The sequence below is a fragment of the bacterium genome (assembly GCA_018812485.1).
Taxonomy (GTDB): domain Bacteria; phylum JAHJDO01; class JAHJDO01; order JAHJDO01; family JAHJDO01; genus JAHJDO01.
Map to the genome: position 1 here is coordinate 1 of JAHJDO010000010.1, position 2,899 is coordinate 2,899.

4 protein-coding genes are annotated in these 2,899 nt (G+C 37.6%); all 4 read right to left on the minus strand.

Features of this window, described 5'->3' with window-relative positions; translation table 11 throughout:
• The coding region (locus KKC91_00615) for an APC family permease (GenBank protein MBU0477061.1) at positions 1 to 1,295 on the minus strand (1,295 nt) is incomplete at its 3' end.
• A gap of 47 nt (positions 1,296 to 1,342) precedes the next feature.
• Positions 1,343 to 1,714 carry a DUF2294 domain-containing protein gene (locus tag KKC91_00620; protein MBU0477062.1) on the minus strand — a complete coding sequence of 124 codons (372 nt, stop codon included), beginning with the start codon at positions 1,712 to 1,714 and terminating at the stop codon, positions 1,343 to 1,345.
• Positions 1,715 to 1,745: 31 nt separating this feature from the next.
• Positions 1,746 to 2,636 (minus strand): phosphoribosylaminoimidazolesuccinocarboxamide synthase, encoded by an 891-nt coding sequence (locus KKC91_00625; protein ID MBU0477063.1) that lies wholly within the window; start codon positions 2,634 to 2,636, stop codon positions 1,746 to 1,748.
• Positions 2,637 to 2,656: 20 nt separating this feature from the next.
• Positions 2,657 to 2,899 (minus strand): phosphoenolpyruvate carboxykinase (locus KKC91_00630; GenBank protein MBU0477064.1); only part of this gene is annotated, 243 nt, incomplete at its 5' end.

A 2,899-nucleotide genomic window follows, 5' to 3' on the forward strand; every position in this document is an offset into this window, starting at 1 on the left:
AAAACATAGATCAAAGCAGAATCCTGTGCCGCTCTTTTTTGAGCATATACTTTATACCAGATAAATCCCAACAGAAAAAAGATTACGGTCAGAAAAATAATAAATGTTCCCATCTCAATTAACAGGAACCCTCCTCCTAATATCCCTAAAATTTGCAGATAGGGGTAGAAAGGAGCATGAAATCTTGGCCTGTAGCTTAAGATTTTACTTTCTCTAAATAAAATTACCGTTAGATTAGCCAAGACATAAAGCAAAATCAATATGCTTGAGGCAACTTTAACCAACAATTCTAACTTGAAAAACAAAATAGCAAAAATCATAAAAGCGCCGGTAAAAAAAATGGCGACATGAGGAGTTTTGAATTTGGGGCTTATTTTTTGAAAAACATCGGGTAAAAGTTTATCCCTGCTCATACTCAAAGGATATCTTGAGGCAGTCATAATTCCAGCGTTAGCAGTAGAAATAAAGGCCAAAAATGCGCCTATACTTATTATAATTCTCCAAACATCGCCTCCAAAAATTCCTGCCCCATCCGAGATTGGAGTAAGGGTTCCTTTTAGACTTTCGGGATTTAAAACCCCTACAGTTACAAAGATAACCAAAGCATAAAAGATAGAGGTTACGACAAGAGAAAGGATCATGCCTAAGGGTAAGTTTTTGCCTGGATTTTTTGTCTCTTCAGCCAAAGCAGCCACTTTAGTTAAGCCGCCGTAAGAGATAAAAACAAAACTAGCTGTGGCAAACACAGAGCCCAATCCTTTAGAAAAAAATGGCGAGAAATTCACAGAGCTAACGGTTTTCATCCCCCAGAGGACATAACCAAGAAGTACACCTAAAAGCCCTAAAACCAAGAATACCTGAAATCTCCCTGCTTCTTTTACCCCTATTAGATTTAAAATAACAAAAAATACACACAGCCAAAAGGCAATAACATTTAAGGATAAGGGGGTTATTATACTTAGATAAGCTCCCATACCTATTAAAGCGAATGCCCCCTTCAAGCTTAAAGAGAACCAGGTGCTAAAACCGGCCAAAGTCCCCAAAAGAGGGCCAAATCCTCTCATAATATAAAAATAGTCTCCTCCGGCCTTAGGCATGGCTGTAGTTAATTCTGCCATACTTAAAAGTGTAGGAAGGCAAAAAATACCAGCTATCATATAAGACAAAATAACTGCCGGGCCTGCTTTGGCAAAAGCTAATCCTGGTAGGATAAAAAGGCCTGAACTAATCATTGCTCCTGTAGCTACACAAAAGATATCTAAAAGAGTGAGTTCTTTTTTTAGATTGCTCTGCATTTAATACCTCCTTCTTTTATAGCTATCTTCTAACAAGCCCATTAAATTCAAACAGAACTAATTTTCTCCAAATCCTTGTTTAATGTAAAAATTTCAATGCGTTCGCCAGTTGTCGGATCAAAACTTGAATGAATATCAACCACCTCAGCATCAATTAAATTTTTAATCATCGTTTCTAAAAGGGGCCTTGCTCTTTCGATAAGTTTTACCTTTAGCTCTTTTATCAATCTCATGCCTTCCTGATTTTTAACCAAAAATCTTTCTGCGGGAGACATGACTCCTTTGAATCTTACGATTATCGCATCACCTGCTACTTGAACAGTCACTGTTTCAGCCTCCTCGTCCAGCTGCTCTTTTAAAAATTTGGTCATCGCCTCACTAACTGCAGATTCAATCTCTTGTTTCGTTTTGCCATTCATCTTTAGACTACCTCCTTCTGATTTGGCATTTCTATCCTTCTTTATCCGTAATCATTTTAAGGGCCTGAAGATATTTCTCTGTTGTTTTATTGACTATCTCATCAGGCAACTCCGGTCCAGGTGATTCTTTATTCCAATCCAGCGTTTCTAGATAGTTACGGACAAATTGTTTGTCAAAACTTGGCTGACTTTTCCCAGAGACATAGCTATCTTTTGGCCAAAAGCGAGACGAATCAGGTGTAAGCACTTCATCTATAAGAATAATTTCATCTTCGATTGTGCCAAATTCAAACTTTGTATCGGCAATAATTATGCCTTTTGATTCAGCATAACTACTGGCTTTTTTGTAAAGACTCAAACTTATCTCTTTTAGCCTTGTGGTTATCTCTTTTCCAATCTTCTTTTCAATATATTCCTGCGTTACATTAATGTCGTGCCCGACTTCTTCTTTTGTTGCTGGGGTAAAAATGGGCTCCGGTAACTTATCTGACTCCTTAAGCCCTTTGGGGAGCTTTATCCCGCAGATAGACTGCGTCTCTTTGTATTCTTTCCAACCAGAGCCGGAAAGATAACCTCTCACCACGCATTCAACAGGCATAGGATTTGCTTTCTTAACCAACATAGAACGGCTGCATAATGTTTCTTTATGCTTTTGCAGCTCTTCTGGAAACTCATCTGCATTAGCAGTGATAAAATGATTGAAAATTATATCCCCGGTAAACTCAAACCAAAACACTGAAAGCTTAGTTAAAACTTCCCCTTTATGAGGAATTTCCGTAGGCAATACTACATCAAAGCAGGATATTCTGTCAGTTGCCACCATCAGAAACTTATCTTTAAGGTTGTAAATCTCTCTTACTTTTCCTCTCTTAAAAAACTCAATATCTCCAAGTCTTGAAAATCGTAGTGTCTTATTTGACATAATCAACTTCCTCCTTTATCTTAAGATTTTTTCAGGCTATCAGGTGAAATATAATCGCCGAATTGTTTTTTAGCTTTGAGCAGACGTTGGCGCTGCTCTTTAAGAATATCAAAAAGTATCTCCGGTGCGCCAGCAACGTTTTCCTTATGAAACTTCTCTACCCGATCAAGTTTCGCTAAATTTTCTGGAACGCGAATCGTAAATTGGTCTATATAGTCTTGTTTTTTATAATCTTTCCCTAGGACTTCTTTAAAGAGAATCTT

Excerpts from the sequence above, each read along its gene's own strand:
- KKC91_00620 (MBU0477062.1), bottom strand. The coding sequence starts at position 1,714 with ATGAATGGCAAAACGAAACAAGAGATTGAATCTGCAGTTAGTGAGGCG.
- KKC91_00625 (MBU0477063.1), bottom strand. The coding sequence starts at position 2,636 with ATGTCAAATAAGACACTACGATTTTCAAGACTTGGAGATATTGAGTTT.